Below are 21276 nucleotides of genomic sequence, written 5' to 3' on the forward strand. Positions count from 1 at the left end.
TAAATCAGCTAATCAGCATTCCGCCTAGGGCTCCAGCAATGACAACAACCCAAGGAGGCAGCTTCCAAAAGACAAGCATCACAAACAGAATCATGGCCAAAACAAAATCTACGGGAGCTAGGATAGCCGTGATCCAAAGGGGGTTATATAACGCAGCAAGCAAAATGCCAACAACGGCTGCATTAATACCAACTATTGCTCCTTGGACTTTAGCGCTCTTGCGCAAAGTGTGCCAGAAAGGCAGTGCTCCTACGACTAAAAGATACGCCGGAAGAAAAATAGCTGTCGTAGCGATAATCGCCCCTTTCACTCCGCCAATCATCGTCCCCAAATACGCCGCGAAGGTGAATAACGGTCCAGGGACAGCTTGCGCGGCACCATATCCCGCTAGAAAGTCCGACTTGCTGACCCACCCTGTCGGGACGACTTCTCTTTCCAGCATGGGGAGAACAACGTGGCCCCCGCCAAAAACAAGCGATCCTGACCGGTAAAAACTATCGAACATGGACAACCATTGGACATGAACCATTTGCCGAAGTGAAGGAGGCAGAATCAGCAGTCCAAAGAAAACACCCAAGGATAGCATTGCAACATTTCGGCTAATCGGAATGGAGAGGCTTGTCGTATTCGATGTCGGCGAATTTTTATACAAAAACATTCCTACAATTCCCGCAATGCCTATAAGCAAAACTTGGCTAATAGCTGTCTGCCACAGGACGGTAACAGCTGCAACAAGAACGGCAATCGTTGCTCTATTGCGATCAGGAGCAAGCTTCTGCCCCATGCCCAAAATAGCTTGCACGACGATAGCTACTGCAACGATTTTGAGGCCATGAATCCAACCGGTGCTGCCAATATCAAACCCTTGCAGCAGTAAAGCAAACAGTACCAACGCAATGACCGATGGCAGTGTAAAACCAAGCCAGGCTGTCAATCCGCCCAACATGCCAGCGCGAACGATCCCAACGGCTATGCCTACCTGGCTGCTTGCCGGACCGGGCAAGAACTGACATAGGGCAACGATATCCGCATAATCCTGCTCATTCAACCATTTGCGGCGACGTATGTACTCGTTATGAAAATAACCGAGATGCGCAATCGGCCCGCCAAATGAAGTTACGCCTAACTTCGCGGACACAGCCAATATTTCAAGGAGGGCCCGTGGTTTGCTTATAGGCGTCTGTTCCTTTGCGATCGTATCTTTTTCCACGAATTGTGATACCTCCGATTAGATCGTTCGATTTCTTGAAAGGAAACAAGGATAAACATTGATAAATTACCACCGTTTTGCTCGGCGGTCAATTACAAATTCTTAATAAAGCGAAATGTAGGCGCATTCGCACACCCTGCATGGCGGGGCAACGCTTGGCAGCGCTCCCCGACTTTCTAACGGACTCAGACGCTCTTATTCGGCGTAATATAGCCGTTTCGAAAATCTAACGGACTCCAGCGCAGCTATTTGCTTGTTTCTACCGTGATTTCGTCTCAAAATCGGCAAATAACGCTTCCTGTGTCCGTTAGATGTGAAACAGGGCGATATTCACGCTGTTAACGTCTGTGGAGTCCGTTAGAGTTGGCTGTCGAGTTGGTGCGCCAGGTAAATCCCCTGGCCGGCACGGGAAGCGGACTGGCGGGGCACGAAAGAAAAAAGCAAGCTAATTCCATGAGCTCTCTCACTCAAAGAATTAGCTTGCTTCCTTCTCTTATTGCGCAAATTCTCCGCGCAACCGATCTTCAAAATATTCATCCATATAGGATTTTATGAACTGGTTACGCACTTCAATATTTTCTTCTTTCTTGAATAAGCCAATCTTTCGAATCCGTTCATGTTCCGGCTTACGATTCCAATGCTCGAAGGCTTCCTTCTCAAGTGCCAAATTGATTCTGCGGATGGTGAGGTACTCATTGGTTCTTTCGCTGCGTTCTTTATCGAGATCTGGCGCTGGCGGAATCAGTTTTTGAATTTCCTCATTCTGACGCTTCAGTTCTTCATAATGCTGCTGCTCTAGCTTCTTTTGTTTTTCATGCAGCACCTTCACTTCATCTACGAGCTCTCGCTGCTGACGCTTCTCTTCCTCTACGTCCCGAGGAGCTGGAAGCATAGTTCTTAGCTCTTGATTTTGGCTTAGCAGCTGTTTATTCTGGCTGGTCAGATCCGCTACAAGACCGCTTAACTGAGTGACGCCTTCGATGAGCGGTTTCATCGCGGTATGGATGCGGTCTTCCAGCAGTATCGCAAAACCCTCCTCAAACTTCTGTTTGAAGACGTCTGGAGAACGCTCAGTTACCGCTTGGGATGCTTGAGGAGCAGCTGGGGAAACCGCTGGCGCCACAGGAACGGGTAGCGTTCTTGGGACGTTCTTGCGAACATGGTTCATCGTTGAGCTTGCCGCAGTCTTCATGCTTTGACCAGCATCCAGCCGTTGTTTCAGGATTTCAAAAATATCGATGTCATGTTGCGTGAAAATCCGATTGCCATTATCTTCTTTACGAAACTTATAGCCTCTCGCTTCAAGCGCCATCGCATATTTGCGTAAACTGGAATCGCTTACCCGGAGATGCTCATGCACCTGTTTTGGACTGTATACCAACTCTAAATCTAAATTTACCATATCGCCATCTCCTCACTATTTCCAAGGATAAAATGCTTTTAATAGTATTCTAGATTGATAGAGTTGCATTTACAGTCGAAATAGGAGTGTCGAAATCTGTTTACCTTTGCGTACAAGAATTTATGAATTATTTCCCAAGAAATAGTTTATCTCAAACAAAAACAAGCAGATACCCGACTGGCACCTGCTTGCTTATTTGCTAAATTCCCGCTCCTATTTCCCTGGGCTGACGGCGTTTCATATTGGCTATCATCACACCAGCCAGAATCAGGATGCCTCCGCCTACTTGGGCCGCTCGAATCGGATCGCCCAATAAGAAGAAACTCACGATGATCGCGATAAATGGCGGGATATTCATAAACATTGCGCTAGTAGACGGCCCGACGACGGCGATGCCCTGGTTCCACCAAAAGCCAGCCACCCCTTGGCCGATGACGGCTACGCCAATCAGCAATAACCAAGTCAGCAAGTGATGGCTCGCGTGAAGATGACCTTGAAGCGCTTCAACTCCTACCGCAGGTGACATTAAAATAGTCCCAATAACCGTTGAATATATCGTTACTTCGTAGGAACTCATCCCATTAGTTAATCTGCGAATGAACAACAAGCTGATCGACATACCCAGCATAGCGAGCAGCAAATATACATCGCCTTTTGAAATACCGAGTGTCTTTCCTCCGTAGAGGACTATACATACAACGCCAACTAAAGCTACGACAGATCCGCAAAGCTTCAGCCATGTGACTTCTTCTTTCAGAAACAAGCGCGATAACAGCAGTGTAGCTATGGGAGAAAGCGCAATAATGAGCGCTGCATTGCCCGCTGTTGAGTGCTGCAGCCCTGTAAAGTAAAACAATTGGTTGAATAAAGTCCCAAAAATACCGGCAAACAATAGAAGTCCCCACTCCCGCGAGGTTGGGCGTCTGATGGATTTGTTAATGACCGCTACAGAAATTAAAAACAGTGACATGACAACGAGTCGGGCGAATGATAAAAAAATAGGCGAGAAATCTCGCAGCAAATAGGCGCTTGCAACATAGTTGAAGCCCCATAGCAGCGATACTCCCCAAAGCTTCCATAAAACATTACGTTCTGGCATCTCTCTGAAATCTCCTTAACCTCTAAATCAAATTTGATGATTTGCCTGACAGTGACAGCAAACAGATCATTAAAAAGATATTCGCCCGGACTCCTGGAATTCCTCCCATAAACGAGAAAGCCGGACATGGAAAATCCCATGTCCGGTTTCATCATTTTACAATGCCTAATACAAAACCATCATATCCTTTACTGCCAACCGTCTGAATGGCCGTTGCCGAGATCCTCGGTTCATCCGCCAGCAGATCATAGAATTGCCTTACTCCCTGAACACGGGGATCTTGACTTTCCTCATTGATGACCTCGCCATCACGGATGACATTATCTCCAATAACCACCGTTCCAGGATGTGAAAAATGCAGCGCCCATTTTAAATAATGAGGATTATTGGGTTTGTCAGCATCTATAAATATCAGATCAAAAGGCTCAACACCTTCATTGTCCAACTGAGCTAATTGTTCTAGTGCGTCTCCTACACGAAGCTCGACAAGTTCACTCAACTGAGCATGGGATATGTTTTCACTCGCCACTCGAGCATGAATCGGATCCAGTTCCAGTGTAACTAACTTTCCGTCTGATGGTAATGCCCTCCCCATCCAAATGGTACTATATCCGCCTAATGTGCCAATCTCCAAGATCCGTTTAGCGCCTTTCATTTGAATCAACAAATTTAAAAACTTACCTTGTGTAGGTGAAACATCATATGCGGGCAGCCCTGCAAGCTGATTCGCGGCCAAGGCATTTTCCAAAACAATATCATGTGGAATCAACCGTTCTTTAATATACTGATCTACTTTTTCCCATGTATTAGTTGCATTCATCGTTATCACTCCTCTTTGCTATTTACCTTCTGGCTTCATTATAAGCCGAATCTAATCATATAAATAATATATCTTTATGTTAGAATCATATATATAATGTATAAATCAGAAACAAAGGGAGCCTTCTAATGAATTTACATGCCTTACGCTTATTTCATACAGTTGCAACCAGCGGTAGTGTGACACGCGCTTCCGAATTGTTAAATATAAGCCAACCCGCCATTACTGCACAGATCAAAAAATTCGAAAAGGAGCTGCAGCTTCTCCTGCTGAAACCTCTGGGAAGAGGGGTAACGCTAACGGATGCCGGTGAAGAACTTGCTTTACTTGCAAAAAGGCTTTTTGCGGTCGAGCAGCAAATTGAACAATTCGCTCACAATTACCGCAGCGGCACAACCGGAAGTATTCGGCTAGCCGCTACCTACTTGCCCGCTCATTTCCTCATTCCAACTTGGATCGCAAAGTTTAAGCAGCAATATGAACAAGTTGAAATGATGATCAACACGACCAATTCCAGCGGTGCCTTAAACCAGCTGCTAAATGTAGAAGTTGATATCGCCATTTATGGGGGCATAGCCGAGACCTACCCGGACACCATTCTGACAGAGGAATTGTTTCAGGACGAGTTATGGTTTGTCGTGGCTCCTAATCACAAATATGCCAATCAGCAGGTCTCTCTATCCGAAATGATGAAAGAACCTTTTGTCATGCGTGAAGAAGGCAGTTCAACTCGCGAGAGACTGCTGTCTTTGTGCCGCACCTATCATTCAGCCGTTCCCGCCATTTCTTTGCAATTTAACGGACTCCATGAAGCGATTACTGCCGTGATTGCCGGGTATGGCGCTAACTTCGTGTCTTCCCTCGTTGTACGCGAATATGTAAATCGTGGAGAGCTGTCCCGCGTGTATGTTGAAGGAATCCAACTCAAGAATACAATCGCCATTTGTACACGTAAAAATGAACCCTTATCTGCTTCAACAAACAATCTCATTCAGATGATCCGTCAAAATCCTTATAACAAGCCGTTCTTGTAATCAGCGAGCACTTCATTGATTGTGCGCCGAGAAATCTCTGCGAGGACAAGATTCGTTTCTAAATAATAGGCTAGCGCGATTAAGCCGAAAGAAAGTGCCCACCCGCTCCCGCGTAACCAAGCTGCATCATCGATAGGCAGGGCTGCGCGGAAGCGTTCGCGGCCTTGAGCAGCAAGAAATGTCCACGCGACCATGAGGTCGCACGAAGGATCTCCCACGCCCAGAGTTCCAAAGTCAATAACAGCGCTTAGCCGGCCATCTTCGATCAGCAGGTTCCCTGGGTGGAGATCACCGTGAATCCAAACCGGCTTGCTTTGCCACACCGGGGCCTGCTGGGCTGCCTCCCACACAGCGGTTGCTGCGTGAGTATCCACAATATCATGCAGGGTTATGATAGCAGCACGAACAGCTGCATCCCGCTTCACCAGAGGTTCGCCACGACCCGAGTTATGTGCGCCTGGCGGAGGTCCTCCATCGGAATCAATCCGCTGCATGGCGGTTACGAACTGAGCCAGTGCGTTAGCTGCTTGGTTTTGATCTTCCACTTGTCTGACCGTCGCGTTCTCCCCTTCCAACCAGCGATACACAGACCACTTCCGGGGGTAGCCTTCAGTCGGCGCCCCAAAAGCTATCGGAGCATGAATAGGAATCGGCAGCAGCGCAGCCAGTTGTGGCAGCCATTTCTGCTCCTTCTCCACCTGCCCGACCGCCCATTCCGCCCGCGGCAATCTCACGGCCATATCCGTGCCGAGCCGATAGATCACATTGTCCGTCCCGCCGGAAATGACCTGCTCCATCGGAAGCTCTGCCCACTGTGGAAATTGTGTGGAAATTAAGCTTTTCACAAGTGCTGCATCAATCACAAGATCGTTTGCGTGGCTCATTTGAACAAAACCTCCCAATTATTCGGTTCGGAACCATTCGGTCCCTCGCGTTTAATGCCTAATTCTCCTCTTGCTCTGTCTGCCGCTCGAAAGCTTCCGTGCTCTTCCCTGAGAAGTACGGAACCATGAGTGCGCAGGCAAGCGCCAGCATAATTAAGAAGATAAACGCTCCTCCGCGGATATCTTTTACCGATAAAGCCAGTATGAGCAACAGTATCCTCGAAGCATTCAAAAAGCATTCACGCCATAAGAAAATTCGAGCTTGCTGCAGGGCCGTTTGCTTGGCAATAATTCGGAATTGTCTCGTGTTCCACACCGTCCCGAAATAAAACATTCCGATAGTCGTTAAAATATTGGAAATGATAAGGATGGGAGCTTTCGGCAGCAGCGGCAGAAGAATGCCCACTGACACGAAAATCATTCCGATGGCCAGCCATACCCCTTCACGCGTCTTCAGTCTTCTATACAACATCATAGCCCCGATGGCAAAGCAGGCATAAAGCACATTAAGCATGGCGATGACCAATTTATCCTCCGAGACCGAAAACGTAAACACCAACGCAAACAGCACCTGAAATTGCAAAAATATGCCCGCCGCCAGCAAAGACGGAACCATCCATCGCAGCGCACTGGTCGCAAATACGAGCCGAAATTGGATGCCGCGAAATAATGGCACAGATTCACCAGCGAGGGTGATGGTAGGAATATAAAACGAAACGGTCAATAACAAGCCCACGAACACGAACATCAGTAAAAAGGACCCTGAGTATCCAATCCATTTGATAATGAGCGCAAAGGCAATCGGATTAATAATCGATACGAGCTGATTAATGATATTGGCGATTGAAAAATACTGCTCGAAATCCTTCCCTTTTCCGTACACACTTAAGGTAATATTTTGCGCTGCGGCATAAAATCCCCACATGACGCCGATGGGAATGGCGATGATTGTGATCCATAAAAGCCTATTTTCCAGCTCCAGCACGGATAAAAGCAGAAAAACGACTCCGCCGCAGACCGCATTCGTGCGAATCAACACACGTGTCGTGTAACTGGTTAACAATCTGGAACCCACCGCAAACGCGAACGTCCATGTGATAAACATAATGAGGTTGAACCATACCACCTCAGAGATATTGTTGTTCTTCTCCCAAATGAATAAATTGACGAAAATACCAATGTAGTTAAATATGACTGTTGATGCTGCATTCATGAGCAGCAACCGTTTCATCTGACCGCTAATCTGCATCCCTTTCATCCGCCTTCTCGAGTGTTCATGGACATCCACTACAGATTCGATTAGGGCAAATTGATTTCCTGCCTAAAATAACTTTTCCAAAGTGTCAGCAATCCTATCTTTATTAAAAGGCTTGACGAGGAAGTCCTTTGCGCCTGCTTGAATGGAATCAACGACCAGCTTCTGCTGACCCATGGCAGAACACATGATGATTTTGGCCTGGGGATCCAATTGTTTAATTTCCTTCAGCGCCGCGATTCCATCCATCTCAGGCATGGTTATGTCCAATGTCACCAAATCCGGTTTGAGCCTTTTGTATAACTGTACAGCTTCAAGACCGTTTCGGCCCTCCCCTATAACCACATAGTCCAAAGCTAAAAGCATATCTTTTAACATTGCTCTCATAAATGCAGCATCATCTACAATCAAAATCGTATTTTTCACATGAAACCTCTCCTTATTAGTAAAGTAATAACTTCCATAATTGAAAAGAGGACAGATCTTAACGATCTGTCCTATCGATACAGCCTCCTACCTGTCATAAAACTGAATAAGTCTGTAAATCAATATCGCTGTTTCTTCACGCGTCATCGTTTTGCCCGGCCTAAACGTTCCGTCTTCATAGCCATCCATTAATCCATGTTGACGAACTTGCTCCACATAGCTTTTTGCAAAGTCCGGTATGTCACTGGCATCTGCAAACGTTTCAGAAGCTGCTGCTGTCTGGCTGTTGCCCCCAAGCACTCTGCCTAGAATCGTGACAGCTTCCGCTCGGGTAACTGGTGTGTTGCTGTCCAAGACGAGACCTTGTTCCGTTTGGCGACCTCCTAGGATATTCTCAATGATGGAGGTATACATGTAAGGCTTAGCCCAGTCCGGAACCTGATGCCAATCTTTAAACTCGCTTTCTAGATTACCAGTTTGAATAGGCAGCTTCCTCGCAGAGGCAAGCAGTTTGATGAACTCCGCCCGTGAAATACTGCGTTCCGGTTGGTACACCATGTCTTTCCCCTCTATTAAACCATCAATGATGCCTAAAGATTGGAGTGCATAAATGCCCGAAGCCGACCATCTTTCTTTCGAAATATCAACGAACTGGATGGGGGCGCTCACGTTGAACAAGGCGTATTTGCCCAACCGATCAACATGTACCGTAACCTCATGAAGTAAAGGATCCACTTTGCCCGGAACAACTTCCCATTTCTGCATATACTCATTGAATCGGTACACGGCTAAACCGCTCGAATCCTGAGCACGCTCAACGTCGTAATGGAACGTCACTTCTATGGGTTGTTTCATTTGCTTGTTTTTACTCGCAAGTCCGAGCTCATAGATGCCAGTAATCGGTTGTTTATTTTTCTTTTCATCTGATGATAGATACTTCTCAACGTTGCCTACTTTGCCAATCAGCAATTTATCAACCTGATTAACGGCACCTTTGTGAATAGAGATAGAAATTTCATCGACACGTTTGTTCAACAAATCCGTATCAGGAGTGAGATCGAATTCGCCGGCTCCCTTCGTGTTGGGATCTACTGGCTTTGGATTCCCAGTCCCAGTCCCACTTCCCGCTCCATTTCCGGAAGAAGAACTTTCTTGCTCCACTATGGTGAACGTCTTTTCAGCCTGAAGCGTTGTCCCATTATCCAGCGTATAGGTGGCCTGGATGCTGATACTTCCTGCTTGCCGTGCTGTCAGCTTCCCAGATGAATCGATGAAAGCGAGCTCGCTGCCCTTGGTTAGCTTCCAATTGATCTTCTCTGGATTAAGCGCCATTGCAAGCCCTTCGTCATCGATACCGGTCAACTTCAAGAGAAGCGATTCGCCTGCTATCATTTTAGCTGCATCCGGTGATATATTTACGCTTTTAAGCTGAATCGTTTTCGGATCTCTTTCAATATGAATGTTCATCACATCTTGAACCGTCGAACCGCTGCTAAGCCTGTTGGACGCACGAACCGTGATGTCGCCTTTCGCAAGTGCCGTCAACGTACCCGTTTGGTCGATACTCGCAAGAGAGGCTCCGTTGGTAATTTCCCACGTCACACGGCTGTCGTCGAGTGTAACAGCTGTATCATCATCCCTCAAACCGATGAGGTCTAGTTTCAAGGAATCTCCGATGAACATTTTCTGTATATCAGGTGTCAACTTCACGCGACTAACCGGTTTCACATCCGATTCCTGACCGACCTTGATGACAACGGCATCTTGGAACGCATAAGTATCCGTTACTTGATACGAGGCAAGTAGAACGATATCTCCGTCCTGCTTTGCAGTCAATCTTCCATCCGTATCCACGTGGGCAATGGATTCACCCTCCATGAACTCCCACTTCACATACTGGGGATCAATATTCATTTCGCTGCCTGCTGCATCATTCTGAATCCCTATAAGTTGAAGCTGCACGCTCTCTCCAGCCTTCATTTTCTCAATGCTCGGCGTTAAGCGTACCTTCTTCAGCGGCTGGATGGCTCCGTTAATCACCTGCAATTGGGAAGTTGTCGTATTCCCGACGGCATCGGTAGATGAGACGGTGATGTCATGCTTGAAATGGTTGCTCAGCGGAATGGAAGCTTGGAAACGACCTTGCTCATCCCCAGTCACTTCATGGCCGCCAATTACGACCCTGGCTCCTGCTTCCGTTCTGCCTCTAATCTCGGCTATTCCGTTCGGAGCCATCGAGTCGGACGCAGGACTGTCCAGCATGATCACTGGCGCCTTGGTATCAACAACGAACTTCACCCGCTTCACGGCCATGTCTCCGTCTTTGTTCTTGGCAACCAAATCCACATAATGAATGCCATCCGTTAGTTGATAAATGGTCAACTCATCCGATTCACCGTGCATCTGTTTACTTGATTTTACAGAATCAACGTAAATGTCCGCAGTGACATCCTCCTCAGCGCTCAACATGAGCTTGACGTCGCGTTCCTTAACGCCCGTCATCTGTGAAGATAACCCTTGAGCGCTGTCATAAGCTTCCGTATCGCTGATGAGGACGCCCTCCGTCGATTTGCCAGCGACACCAACAGTAAACTCAGGAGGTTTCGGCTTAGGCAGCTCTACTTCAGCACTGACCGTGGTTGGCCCGTAATAAGATTTACGCTTCGTGCTGTCGTGGAAGTCGGTTTCTTGCCGCACTGGCGTAATGCCAATTGTATAGGTCTTGCCTGTCTCCAGTCCTAGGATTTCAGGCGGCTTTCCATCGGCTGCAAGCCCTTGATACGTTCCGCCAATGATGACGCTGTAATTGCCGTTCGCATCCTTCGTCGTGTTCTTCGCGTCAGCATAAGCGACGCCAAATTTATCGACCGCATTGCCTTCCGTATCGAATACTTCGATGTTGTAGCCTGTGGTCGCTGGATCCGAGCTTGCCGGCCACGCTGCGTGCAGCATGCCGTTGCCGTTCTTCGCGCCTTGCACGGAAGACACGGCAGCCGGTGCCTTCGGATTCACGATGTGCAGCTTCTGTGAATCCTGCTCGCTGTATGACATTTTTTCCGTCGATAAGCCGAAATGGACATAATAATCACCGGTCTGTAAATCCTCCGGAATGTCTAGTGTCTGCTCACTGGTTTTTGGATCAACCGTAGCCAGCACCCTGCCGACACTTTCCTTCTCGGTCGACAAGGAAATAATGAGCTTGGACGCTTCTGCCGGGTTCGCCGATTCTTTATAATTTTGGCCGCTCCAGCTCAGCTTCAACTTGCTGCTGCCCTCAAGCTCTGCGTTTGCGCTCGTCAGCTTCGGTACTGGAAGTACTTGCGCCAGCTTCGTTTCAACTTCATGATCCGAAGTAAGCGTATAGACGCCATTGGCAGGCTTTTCAAGACCAATGACCATGTAATGCTTCTGAACCCCGTTAACCTCATCGGTACGGAGGAAGTAGTTCCCTTTTTCCACCAAATCAATTGGCGTACCGTCAGGTTTTGTTAAATTTACTTGAGGCAGATCGCCTTCATAAGCCATCTCGATTAAATAGCTGCTAGACGAGTCACCTAACGTAAACATATGCGTCTTTTTATCGTCATCTGCTGCAAGAGCAGTTCCCGTTCCGTAAATAGGTGCCTCGTTATCGCGAGTCCACCCATCTCTCGAAGCCAGAAGCGACATCGGCTTCGAGCTGCCGATGATCCGCATATTCGTGCCGTACATCATTGTACCTCTCTGATTCCCGTCGCGGACTGGCATAGCATAAATGCCTTTGTTACGCCCTAGACGAGGCAGGTAGGCTGGATCGGAAGAAGCGATGCCAACCCCAACATCCAAACCGCCTGACCAATAATAATCTGCTGTCAGTTCAATGGTAACCAGAAGCAGATTGATTTGCGCCGCTGCCCAAATCTCTTCGTTATTGATGCCCGCCGAGGCTTTCGCCAATGTTTCACCACCAATAAAAGGAACGGAACGCGGTATTTTCAGCTCAATATAAGCTCTACCGTCAAGCCGCTTGTCAGAAATGTAGACACTGCCTCCGCCTGCGATCAGCCCATCCAAAATATCGATGGTACCGCCCCCTGTGACATAGAAGCTCTCATCCGTACCTGTATCCCAGGAAGCTTCCAAATAGGCTGTTTTGAAAATCGGGAGGGATGCAACGTCCAGATTGCCGTCAATGCGCATTTTTCTCCGATTGAATTTCCCTTCAAATTCACCCTTGAAAACTTTCACCGCACTGATGTCGCTAAGCACGACCACTGTAAAAATTTCAGCCCCTCCGTAATACGGATTGGTCAGCTCAGCAAGATTCTCAACGCCGCCGCCCAGCTTGGTCACATACACGCTTCCAGGCACAACAGGGATACCAGGATCGCCCTCGCCTGACAGAATGAGCTTATTTAAATACCAGGTGTCGTTTTGGCGTTCACGCATAATTTCAAAGCTTACCTCCGCTTTGACAACGCCGATTTCAGCAGATCCGTCCACGGTGTAGTGTCCATGAAAAGTATCAACGCCAACATTAGCTTCAATCCCTTTCACCATACCAAAGTTCGATAAAGAGAGCTCGCCTTCTGCAATTAGTCCTTCGTATCCCTTGAGGGAGAAGAGAATATCCTTCGCATCGATGGAGAGAGACCCTTTCGACTCCTCGCCATCTGCGCTTTTTTTGCCCCCAAGAAACGGTAGGGATACCTTGGCTCCGAAGGACAGCATATCTTTATCATCCCGGTTAGCCAGAATGAGCTCGTTAATATCGATCGGCAACCCGGAGAGCATGACGTTCAGGAACTTGCCAACGCCGCTCATTTGAATGACAATTGTTTCGTCTTTCGCCCCTTCACGATCCCCTTCCAGGGTGTAAGCCTGACCGTCCTGCAGGGCAATGTTAAAGTTGTCATACCAGAAGTCAAAGCCATTTTTGGCATTAACGCCCAGCAGGCCTTGGCCTTGAATATACACGAATGTATTTTTCAATTGATTCAATTGATCTTTGTTCAACCCGGCTTGCCCGGAACGATAGGGATAATCGATATCAAAGCCCGTATTTACCGGTTTAAACGTCTTATCGAAGCCAAACTCCGGCAAACCCAAATCAGCGTTCGTGTCAGGCTTCACCTCCGTTCCTTGCGGAAGTGCTCCACCTATCGTGTCAAAATTCCATGGGAACCCAGGATCAAATGATGGGATCAACGCATAGTTAAACCCAAAATTAAAGGTTGGATCGATGTTCAGCACCTGCTGCTTATTGTCCGAAATAATCATCGGAACCGGCGAGCTATAGGTCATGATATCGTTGATAACGGCTTTTTTATTCGCGGAGTAAACCAAGTATTTGGACACTTTGCCCGTGGTTGTCCGCACCTCGCGAATATCACCTTTCACGGTAAGAAGTACGCTTCGCTCAGCACCGCCGTTCTTCGGCATAGCCGCAAGATGGGCCTTGAGCTTCTCCAATTGATCTTCGTCTTTGAGCGGCAGCACCCGGTAAAAGTACATCGGATCGCTGCTCGATCCCTTCAGCTCGTAATCTTTGAGAACCGCGAGAACGCCATAGTTTCGGGAAATATACGTTTTATCCTTCGTAAACATCAGCTTGAACGGCAATTGCGTTCGCGTGCTGTCTTGCTGTTCAATAAGAATGTTGTATTCTCCAACTGGCAGTTCATCTTCCAAGGTTGCCAAAATCGTCGTATCATCCGACACAGAGATTTGGTTAGATGGAATTTTCAACTCCTGCTTCGTGCCAGCATGCTGCAGCAGCAGCTTCCATTTGGTGGTGTCTTTGTACATCTCAAAGCCCGTTCCTTTGATCGTGAACGAACGTTTGCCGCTGTAATAAAGCTTATCTGGGCTTACGGTATTGTACAGCGTCTTCGGCGGGCCGCCATTTACGCTCGGCAACAAAACAAAACGGCTGCTCGAATAAATATCGGAGGTGTTCACCTTACCGTCAGGCCCGATCTGCCGACTGTCATAAACATCGACACGGTACTTCTCCATTTTGTAAATATCCTGAGGCAGTGCCCTCACCCGCCATGTAAACGCCTGCTGCTCGCCTACCTTAAGGAGACGTTTGACCTTCGTGCTCTCCTCGCCTTTGACTAGCTGCAGCCCTTTCTCAAAAGAAATGGAGGCCGTGGCATCGTACACGTCGGCGGAATTAGGCAGGTTATTTTCCACATAAGCCGTAATCTCAAACTCTTCTTCCTTGTACCCGTCGTACGTTTCATTTACGTTCAATTTGCTGATCGAGGACAGCTGGACGTTGTAAGAGTATGCCTTATCCGGCACTTCCCCGATGCCGTAATACGTTTCAAAAACCGTCCGCTCTCCGCTCGGAAGTGCAATCGGATTCCAATAAAAGGCGACGGCCGTATCCTTCTTTCCATAGTCCGATTCGATTGTAAAATTGCGATCAGGCTTCACATCGTACTCCCAGGTTGATTGGGACAAACCTTGCCAATGGCCGATCGTCATCGCATCCGGCGTTTTGTTGCCCCAGCCGCTTGTTAAACCATAGGAGATTACGCTTGGGGCAAACTCATTGTCGCTCGCGCGCCAAATTTTTGGCACGTCGCTGCCTGTATATGTCTTTTCTGTATCGATAAAAAGATTGCCAAGCTTGATGCCTGCGCCATCATTCGTCCCCGTCATGACATCGAGCAAGATCCGACTGCCTACTTGCACCGACGTCTGAGAGTGATTCGTCACGCCATACTGAATGAACACATTGCCGTAGTTTGGATTGTCTTTATCCATAATGAGCTCCAGCTTCTGCTTGATCTCCACACCGTCGACATCCCAGGTCGTCACAATAGCTTTGCCTTGAATTTCGGGACGGCCTTGCAAAGCAGCCTTTCTGGCTAAGCTTAAGCCGTAGCCCTCACCGAATATATAATCTTCATCATTAATTCGGAACGTCGTGAACGACGTATCCGGGCTTTTATCCTGGAACAGCAACCACTTGTCATCGTCACTTTTTCTCAACGGATTGCCTTTGACGGTTTTAATCGTGTAGTGACCCTTGCTGTCAACGACCATCTTCACGATGCCATTGTCCAACTCTAAAGGAGGGTCACCTACAACTGCCGCATGGGTTAGCTCAGCAAACGAAAACGTAAACAGCATTAAAGCGACCATAAAACAACTTATCCATCTATACACAGCCAAGCTCCTTTCTTAACTCACTGACCTCCAAGGAAATAAATGTTGATAACCGCCGTTCGCCGATTCAAATCCTGAAAATAAAACGTATGCCATCCAGGCTGCTTGGCTGTGAACTTGACTTCTTTGGCAACTGGCTCATCTGTTATGTCATGTTCCAGAACCGTCGCGTTTTGCTTAAAATCCCCGCTTTTCAGCATGCCGTCACCTTTTTTGAAATCAGCCTTGTACTGCTCGATGAAGTTAACGACTTTGAAAGTCACTTCACTGCCTTCAACCATATACTGGGAGCTAGGCTCAAACTTGCCGTTCACCAGAACAAGGAAATCCTGCGGCGTTAACACTTGGACAGGGCGTTTCACCTCAGCCGTGTTGCCTGCCTCATCCGTCGTACTATAAGTGACTACGTACGTCCCGCCTGTCGAAGCATCCACTTCCGGTGGATTCAGAGTGACGCGATCCGGTGCGATTGCGCCATCCCTGTCATCATAAGCTTCAAAATCGTTCAAAACGATCTCTTCACCAGGCTCAAAAATCATATACGGCTTGGCAAATTTAATGATTGGCGGGGATTTGTCAATGTTCTGAACCTTCGCGAGAGCACGAACGCGATTGCCGGCTTCATCCGTGACAATAAAAGTGAAGGAGCCGTTCTCTTTAAAAACAAGACTCGTTTTCTCGTCATTATTGATGGCAATCAGTTTGTCACCCTCTTCGCTGTAGACTGAAGCCGTTACGTTCTGATTAGTCAATCTCGTGGAGCTGTATTTGATGGTTACCATAGGCACAGTTCTATCGATTCGATTCACTGTCGCTTTAACCGAGGAGGTATTTCCCGCTTCATCTTGCAGATCAAACACGAACTCACCGTTCTCTTTAAACACAACCTGTTTGCTGCCCTGATTGTTCAGCACCTTGAAATCTTCCCCAGCAATCACCGTTGCGATGACATCTTGGTTCGTTGGCCCGTCCGTGTTGTATACGATTTGCCCGATCGGTGCTCTACGGTCGATATTGTCTACCCGATAGGTAATATCCGCCGTATTGCCAAGCGCATCTGCCACTTTGAACGTGTAATCACCGTTTTCTGTAGCCACGATGGTGTGCTGACCGTCATGATTGATGATGTCGCCGCCTTCCGGCAGATCCAACGTCAACACGACATCCTGCTGTGTAGGATTCGTTTCCGAAGCCGTAATCGTGCCACGTGGCGGTGTTTTGTCGATCCAATTGACGCCCGCAACGACAGTGCCCTCATTGCCTGCTCGATCTTGGAAGGTGAAGGTGAACACGCCGTTTTGTTGAAAAGTAACCTGGGAGCCGCCTCCGCTAGTGACCGTCACAGGTTCACCGAGGTCGTCAACCGCCAATAATTGGGCAACCACATCCTCATTGGTCAACGCTTTGGTGCTGTAGACCACAGTGCCCGTCGGTTTCTTCTTATCAATGTTCGTAACTTCAACTGGAATTACGCTCTCATTGCCCGCTTGATCCCGGATGATAAAAGAGAACGTGCCATTCTCTGTAAACGTGTAGCTGGCTTGTCCACCGTTATTCATGATGGTAACAGGCGCACCGCTGTTGTCGGCAGCTAGCAACGTCACGGTTACCGGCTGGTTCGTTGCCTCCGTCGTACTGTATGAGAGACTTGCCGTCGGAGCCTCGTTATCAATGTGCGTGACTTCCGCTGTGATGGAAGATCGGTTCCCCGCTGCATCCTGAAACTCGAACGTAAACTGACCGTTTTCTTCCAATGTGAAGGTATTGCTGCCATGATTGTTCAAAATGGCTGTCGGCGACTCGTCTGCCAGCTGCAGCGAAATACCAACACCGCTTCTTGTCCAGTTGGAGCTGCTGTAACGAAGCGTTGCCGACGGAGTCTTTTTGTCGATATTCCACACGGGCACTTTCACAGGCTGATCGGCCACTTCCCCATTCCTATCTCTAATTACAAATGAAATAAGGCCATTCTGTGCAATGCTGTAGACGGATTCCGTCACCGCTGCGCCATCTGATTGACTGCTTACGAACTGCTCGCCCATGCCCGCATCGAACATGAAATCGGCTAACGTAAATCGGTTATTGGTCGTTGCCATCGTAACCAACACATCTTGATTCGTGATATCCGTGGTTGAAAACGAAATGTCAGCCTTCGGCAGGACCGGATTAATTTGATCGACGGTCGCCAAGGCGCTGCTGCGATTGCCAGCTTCGTCTTCAAATTCAAAAGTGAAGAAACCGTTGGCACTGAACGTATAAAAAGGTATACCCCCTGGTGTATTAAGTATGCGAACACCAGCTTTATCAAATGTAACGTGTGCAGTTACTGTATTGGCAGTTGGTTCTACCGTGGAATAAACGATAGTGGCGAAAGGGACATTGCGGTCAACGATCAGCTTGTCGCTTGTTAGAACAGCGGTATTCCCGACTTGATCGACCGCTTTCACATGCAGGAACCATGCGCCGGATTCCAGCTCACTTTCAGTAATAAGCGCTTCATTCGCTATGGCTTTCCAATTGGCATCGGACAAATCAGGCGCTGACTCCGTAGGGGTCCATTGTGCAAAGAGATGGATATCACCTTTCGCGGTCAGGTTGTCTTCAGCGTAGACAGCAGCACCTACAGTTCGACTCGGCTGTTGCCCCTGTCCGGCAGCGATTCGAATATTCGGCATAACGTTATCGATATTCGTTACCTGAACAGGAATCATCCGTTCATTGCCGGCCTTGTCCACAATTTTAAACGTGTAACTGCCGTTTTCCTTAAAAGTATGCGTCTCACCGTCGGGCAGCTGGAGCTCGCTTGCAAGCGTCTCATTATCGTAGAGATTCGTTAATTGGACGGTAACAGGATTGCGTGTCTGTGCCGTCTCGCTATAAACGACTTCTGCCACGGAAAGCGTCTTATCTACCACAATGGACCGAAACATCTTATCGCTGCGGTTATGAACCTCATTTTCGAAACTGAACGAATAAGTATATGTCCCCTCATTTGCAGGCATCTCCAACGTTAACGCAGTTGATCCATCCGTAATTTCACCACTTTGGATTTCATGCTGATTTTGGTCTTCGATATGATAAGTATAGGGTTCTTTCGATGGGGCACTTATTTGGATTAAGACCTCATCAGCATTCGTCTGTGTTGGCATATCCAACTGGAAATCGGAACTCTTCGGCGCTGAATGGCTTAGCTTAAATACCCTTGATGTGGTGATGCTTTCGTTGCCGAATGAATCAACAGCTTTAATATGGAGAAACCAATTGCCATCGACATTATTTTTGGAAAGCTTCGAGCCGTTTGCAAAATGAAGCCAGCTGGCGTCCGCCATACCAGGTTTTGTTTCTGATGTAGTCCATTGATAGTAAAGCGCTGAGATCGTATTGGCATCCTTTGCTCTCACGGTAGCCACTGCTTCCTTGACCGTTGCTGTCACTGATGGCGCATACTGAAATACGACAGCGGGCGGTGTGTTATCAACGTAGAATGCACGGCTCTGGAATGCCTCATTTCCCCAAATATCGGACGCACGTACATGCAGAAACCATACACCTTCCATCCGTTGTTCTTCGTCGTCAGTTGAGACCTCGCGCCGTGAGCCGAGCTCCTTCCAAGTTGCATTTTTCGGATCGGCATCATGGCTCCAGCCGTACATCAACGATTTTAAATTGCTATTCGCGTCTACTGCGCTAATCTGCGCTTTTTGCGTACGCTGCTCCGTCAAATTGCCGTCTGGCGTCATATTTATTTCCGGTGGTTTCGTGTCCAAATAAAATGGCAAAGTGACGGCCTCCGACTTATTTCCTGCCCTGTCATTAGCGCGCACATACAACGTGTACCGGCCATGCCCAGGGAATTGCGGTGTTTGGACAGGGTGACCATTCTGGAAGGGGAGCCAGTCGAGTTCATTGGCTTCATCATCGTGGTACACCCATTGGTATTCCAGCTTGGCATCGTCCACACCCGCGTTCTCATCGGTTACGTTCACTTGTGGTGTCAGTGATCCCAGAAACTGATTACCACTGCCGTTAGGCGTAATCGCAATCACCGGCTGGATGTTATCGAAACGAATGGCTGGACTCGTGATCTGATTCCTATTGCCTGCACGATCCTCCAGCAATACCGCCACATACCAGTCACCATTCACATTGCTCTTCGAGATGGTAGGCAATTTGCCGTCCATGATCCCGTATGTCACCCAGGTAACATTCTGCTCGCCCGGAGATTGGAGCCAAGCATATTGGAGTACGTCCCCTTTCACACCAGAGCCTTGCTCAATTACGTTCAACTGAACCGTGTGTTGACGCTGAGTGGTCCCTTCTGTAGCAGACTGAAATAACACAGTCGGCAGCTTCGCATCGACACAGATCGCTACGCCATCCAGCGATAAAGGAGGGTTGTAGCCATTCTGTATCATCGGTGTGTTGCCATAATCGTCGGTGATCCCTAGATGTCCGATGAAATTGGAGTACGCCAGATCGTTCCCTTCATCTTCAGGCTGAACGACGTATTGGTAGGTGACTACCTTCGAACCGCTGCCTGATTGATACAGGGCTTTCTTGCCATTGTTGAATGTGATGTAGCCATCTGTTCCGGAAACCACATCATCCAGCAAAAGCTTAACGGTTAGTTTGTCTCCTGCTTTTATATATTTCGTCCCTGTAGACGTTGTTACTTGAACTTCATGGATAACCGGTACGATGCCGTCTACCTGGATCTTGCTGCTGTCCAATTGGTTATAGTAACTTGATCCGCCAGTGAAAGTGTAATTAGCGTCGTATTTACTTTTCCAGTTGTAAGGATTACCCATCGTACTGCCCAGCATTTCGTTATCCGAGAGATCCTTAACATTCGGCGGGAGTATCGCACCAATCTTATCGTCTCCGCCTTGATTGAGATCCCACTCGCTTGGTGCTCTGGTGCCGATCCCAAGGTATCTGCCCTGATTGTAGGGCTGCTTGCCAATGTCGCTTCGCGTCATATCGTCCGCTACGACCGTGTAGTGAAAGACGATGTCTTTCGTTCCATTACCCGAGAAATACACAGCCTTTTTCCCTGTATTCATTGGGAGCTCGAAGGAAGTGTCGATATTCACCAGCTCATCAAAATGCAGGACAAATTCTATCGTCTCTCCGAGATGAAACTTGCCATCGCCGGCATTCGATACAGAAATAGATTGCAAGCCGGGGCCAACCACATCAGCCAAGGACATTTTAATTCGCTCGTATCGGCTAAGTGGTGTATTGACGTCATCCAGCACAAATTGAATGCTGTTGCCGCTCGCTCGGAATGGATTCCATCCCGAAGTCATTTCGTACAGTTTGGCCATGCCAGTATCGTTGTTATCCTTGGCGCGCTTGTATTGGTTTCCATTCGTTACGATAATCATTGTGTCATTGTCATCAATTCGCACGGAGGCGTCCACCTTAAACTCCAACTGATTCATTCTCGCAGGATCTACGAGTGAACTCGGGAGATCTGAGGGTGCAATCCATCCTCCGAGCGCATAACCGTCTTCATCGGAATCCGTACTTTTTGGTCCTAACGTTAGGTTATTGGGGAACTTGGGGATATAGGAGCCATTCGCTTGCAAATTGCTTTCATCATAGTCATCATTTTCATTCGAAAATTTAGAAAAGGTACTGCTATAATTCACATACTGAAGAAAATTATCATCTGCCCACACTGGCTTTGCTTCCGCCTTATTCACCATCACGGCGTGTGCACCCAGCATTGCCAGCATCGCTACGAGGTACGCATATTTTTTCTTCATCCTGTCTTTTTTTCTTCTCATTCGTTTCTGTCTCATTCGCTAGTCCTCCCTGGGCATTCGATAATAGGACCCATAATATGACAAATTACTCATTGACATGCATGTTATCACACGCGTCTCCCAAGATTCTCACAAACTTTTCGACATAACTTGATAAAATCACCGAAGTGGTGCACTCCGCGTGGCGAGGAGCATCCAAGCACAAAAAGAGCTG

General features: G+C 47.9%; 10 protein-coding genes. 1 reads left to right on the forward strand and 9 read right to left on the reverse strand.

What is annotated here, in order from left to right; translation table 11 throughout:
- Positions 1-4 precede the first annotated feature (4 nt).
- From GON05_RS34700 to GON05_RS34715, 4 genes are all read right to left on the reverse strand, one after another.
- On the reverse strand, positions 5-1210 hold the full coding sequence (locus tag GON05_RS34700) for a chromate transporter (RefSeq protein WP_309491735.1): 1206 nt from the start codon (positions 1208-1210) through the stop codon (positions 5-7).
- A gap of 493 nt (positions 1211-1703) precedes the next feature.
- Complete coding sequence (locus GON05_RS34705; RefSeq protein WP_157326083.1) at positions 1704-2612, reverse strand: hypothetical protein; 909 nt, start codon at positions 2610-2612, stop codon at positions 1704-1706.
- Between the two features lie 199 nt (positions 2613-2811).
- Complete coding sequence (locus GON05_RS34710; protein WP_157326084.1) at positions 2812-3711, reverse strand: DMT family transporter; 900 nt, start codon at positions 3709-3711, stop codon at positions 2812-2814.
- Between the two features lie 151 nt (positions 3712-3862).
- On the reverse strand, positions 3863-4531 hold the full coding sequence (locus tag GON05_RS34715) for an O-methyltransferase (protein WP_157326085.1): 669 nt from the start codon (positions 4529-4531) through the stop codon (positions 3863-3865).
- 128 nt (positions 4532-4659) lie between these two features.
- Here GON05_RS34715 and GON05_RS34720 point away from each other — a divergent pair, with 128 nt between their 5' ends.
- Positions 4660-5565, forward strand: coding sequence for a LysR family transcriptional regulator (locus GON05_RS34720; protein ID WP_157326086.1), 906 nt, complete (start codon positions 4660-4662; stop codon positions 5563-5565).
- On the opposite strand, the gene GON05_RS34725 is transcribed toward GON05_RS34720, so the two are convergent.
- From GON05_RS34725 to GON05_RS34745, 5 genes are all read right to left on the reverse strand, one after another.
- Positions 5544-6449: an aminoglycoside phosphotransferase family protein gene (locus GON05_RS34725; protein ID WP_157326087.1), complete on the reverse strand. Its 906-nt coding sequence runs from the start codon at positions 6447-6449 to the stop codon at positions 5544-5546. The two genes, GON05_RS34720 and GON05_RS34725, sit on opposite strands and share 22 nt — an antisense overlap.
- Before the next feature lie 58 nt (positions 6450-6507).
- A complete protein-coding gene (locus GON05_RS34730) occupies positions 6508-7698 on the reverse strand; it encodes an MFS transporter (protein WP_157326088.1) in 1191 nt (396 codons plus the stop codon).
- Between the two features lie 72 nt (positions 7699-7770).
- The gene (locus tag GON05_RS34735; RefSeq protein ID WP_181646060.1) at positions 7771-8130 is read right to left on the reverse strand and encodes a response regulator; all 360 of its coding nucleotides are present in this window, start codon (positions 8128-8130) and stop codon (positions 7771-7773) included.
- Between the two features lie 87 nt (positions 8131-8217).
- Complete coding sequence (locus GON05_RS34740) at positions 8218-15255, reverse strand: S-layer homology domain-containing protein (protein ID WP_221435299.1); 7038 nt, start codon at positions 15253-15255, stop codon at positions 8218-8220.
- Positions 15256-15311: 56 nt separating this feature from the next.
- On the reverse strand, positions 15312-21098 hold the full coding sequence (locus GON05_RS34745) for an Ig-like domain repeat protein (RefSeq protein WP_157326090.1): 5787 nt from the start codon (positions 21096-21098) through the stop codon (positions 15312-15314).
- Between the last annotated feature and the right edge of the window lie 178 nt (positions 21099-21276).

Origin of the sequence: Paenibacillus anseongensis (assembly GCF_009757995.1) — a bacterium.
Classification (GTDB): Bacteria; Bacillota; Bacilli; order Paenibacillales; family NBRC-103111; genus Paenibacillus_E; species Paenibacillus_E chondroitinus.

What these genes read in the sequence shown, in the direction of transcription:
- GON05_RS34715 (WP_157326085.1), bottom strand. Translation starts at nt 4,531, where the DNA reads ATGAATGCAACTAATACATGGGAAAAAGTAGATCAGTATATTAAAGAA.
- GON05_RS34745 (WP_157326090.1), bottom strand. Translation starts at nt 21,098, where the DNA reads ATGAGACAGAAACGAATGAGAAGAAAAAAAGACAGGATGAAGAAAAAA.
- GON05_RS34720 (WP_157326086.1), top strand. Translation starts at nt 4,660, where the DNA reads ATGAATTTACATGCCTTACGCTTATTTCATACAGTTGCAACCAGCGGT.
- GON05_RS34725 (WP_157326087.1), bottom strand. Translation starts at nt 6,449, where the DNA reads ATGAGCCACGCAAACGATCTTGTGATTGATGCAGCACTTGTGAAAAGC.
- GON05_RS34740 (WP_221435299.1), bottom strand. Translation starts at nt 15,255, where the DNA reads ATGCTGTTTACGTTTTCGTTTGCTGAGCTAACCCATGCGGCAGTTGTA.
- GON05_RS34710 (WP_157326084.1), bottom strand. Translation starts at nt 3,711, where the DNA reads ATGCCAGAACGTAATGTTTTATGGAAGCTTTGGGGAGTATCGCTGCTA.
- GON05_RS34705 (WP_157326083.1), bottom strand. Translation starts at nt 2,612, where the DNA reads ATGGTAAATTTAGATTTAGAGTTGGTATACAGTCCAAAACAGGTGCAT.
- GON05_RS34730 (WP_157326088.1), bottom strand. Translation starts at nt 7,698, where the DNA reads ATGCAGATTAGCGGTCAGATGAAACGGTTGCTGCTCATGAATGCAGCA.